The sequence below is a fragment of the uncultured Microscilla sp. genome (assembly GCF_947493425.1).
Classification (GTDB): Bacteria; Bacteroidota; Bacteroidia; order Cytophagales; family Microscillaceae; genus Microscilla.
Window position 1 is genome coordinate 1 of the sequence record NZ_CANLRP010000362.1, and the last position, 2,241, is coordinate 2,241.

Consider the following 2,241-nt stretch of genomic DNA (forward strand, 5'->3'; position numbering starts at 1 on the left):
TAAAAAGCGTCCACAAGAATGCATAAAAGAGTTGTTCCCTTTAGACAATACATAAGAATACCCAAAAGACTACTACAAAAGAAAAAGAACAAAAAGAAAACGGACAGCCTGACTATTTTTCTCTTTCTCTTTTTTTTCTTTTCAAGGAAATATTCCGATTAGGCAAGTATTGCAAGGCTTGAATGGAGTGTTGGGAAATGCCAGGTCAACAACTTGCGACCTCCACGTTTATGAGTATCAGCAGTAGAAGTTATACGACCACCACCGTGTGGATTATCAGGTGTTGTTTGTTTGCTTATCGTGTTTACATTCAAAAAGCAAGAATCTAAAATAAGCATTTTTAGCAGGGTATAGCTTGCGATCTGTAAAACAGGCTACCTTCCCCTCCACTCGCTTTTCTTTGACGCGTGTTGCGGCTCTACGAGCGTAACAGGGGTAAGTCCGGGTTACCCAGTTAGTTGCCTTAACAAATACTCACCAAAGAAAAGCTTTTCAATTTTGAAGCTTTCCGCTACTATAAGCCTTCCCCTTTGGACTACTCATTTCACCCACTTATCACGTTTTTTTATGCCCCTTATTTTATTATTTCCCGCCAGACTACTATAGCATCCTTCAAATCTACCATTTGCTCAAAAGAATGTGGCAAGTCTCTGAGAATATTCTTTGATAGCAGCCTGAAATCATTTTTTATTCAAACAAAGGCGATAACAGCTGTTACTTATGAAAAAGACTAAAATCTTAAAACTCTTTCCTCAGTGTATTCCTTACGTGAAAGAATTACGTGATTTAACCGGAAGCATCAATGCTGCCATCCTGATGCAACAACTTGACTACTATTTTATCTGCCGCCCCCGTGGGTTTTATAAATTCAGTCAGCCTTCCGGTCATCCTGAATACCGCAAAGGAGATAGCTGGGTCGAAACCTTAAACTTTTCATTTAAAGAGTATAAAGGTGCCTGGCAACGCATTGGCATCACCTATGCCTCTAAAACAGCTTATAATCAGGCCGAAGGTGACAAATTTCAAGGCAAGCTTTATTGTGCCTACATCGACCGAAAGCAAAACAACAAAACCTACTATTTCCGCAATCACGCGTTGGTCGACCAAAGCCTGGAAGCCCTGCCACAAAGCAAGGAGCTGACTATTTTCCGAGCCATGCATTCTGAGCAAATTGCAGCTCGCCGGGAACAACTTGCCCCGGAGCACGAAAACCATACCTGTTCAATGAAAATCACCGCTCAGGGAGAAGTGGTCTGCTCTGAGGAAGAAGCTTGTTTACTGGCGGATTTGGCGGCTGACCTTGACACTGACCCAGACCAGGCTGCTTTACCAACGAATAAAAAGTGTTCACAAAAATGCTCTAAAGAGTCGCAACCTTCAGGTAATACAAAAAACACTCTGAATAATACTACAGAAGAAACCAAAGAAAAAGAACCAAAAGAAAACAACCCTCCCCACCATTTTTCTCTTTCTTCTTCTTCGGGAGGGGGTGCGGATCATACGGGTACTCAAGCCTTGAATGAAGCGCCGGAAAGCGTCAGCCCAGGCTTTGATCCACCTTCGGCTTCCCGGCAGAAAATAAGAGCCGAATTTGGGCAGACGGTGCAACCCTTGATTGACCAACTCCTGAAGGAGTTTGACCATCTGGACTTGCGGGAAGAGCGGGAACGCCTTCATAAAAAGCTTTTTGAGAGATATGAGCAGTATAGCTATTCGGTAGCGTTTATGACAAAACAACTGCGGGACTACCTGAAATATCACGTAGCCAGCCCGTTTCCGATCCCCAAGTTTCAAACCGCTGATGCTTTTCTTGACCAGGGGCTGAACCGGGACTATGCTACTAAACTGAAGAAAATAGCCTCCCAAACCCCTTCAGAAGGAGCAGGAGCACAAGTAGCCCGGACAGCTTTTGAACCACTATCACCAGAACAAGAGGCCAAACTGAAACAACGTGCCCAACATTACGAAGCCAACAAGAAAAACAACGCATCCAATGACCCAAAATAGCTTAATGGAAAAACAAGAGGTGAAAATGCCCCAGGATGTATTTACTGAACAAGCCTTATTGGGTACCCTCATCAATGAACCCGTGACAATGGTAGAGGTCATTGATATTTTAGAAGTGGAATCATTTTACCGAACCGAACATCAGGTAATTTATGAAGCCATGTTTCAGTTATATGCCGCTGGCGAAAGTCCCGATCTGGTTACTTTGAGTCATCAGTTGCGAGCCACAGGCAA

The 2,241-nt window shown here is 43.5% G+C and carries 2 protein-coding genes; both read left to right on the top strand.

Features of this window, described 5'->3' with window-relative positions; genetic code table 11:
* Positions 1 to 720: 720 nt before the first annotated feature.
* A complete protein-coding gene (locus tag Q0954_RS33710; RefSeq protein ID WP_299466410.1) occupies positions 721 to 2,007 on the top strand; it encodes a hypothetical protein in 1,287 nt (428 codons plus the stop codon).
* Positions 1,994 to 2,241: DnaB-like helicase N-terminal domain-containing protein (locus tag Q0954_RS33715; protein WP_299466413.1), on the top strand; the 248-nt coding region annotated here is incomplete at its 3' end. The genes Q0954_RS33710 and Q0954_RS33715, both read left to right, overlap by 14 nt.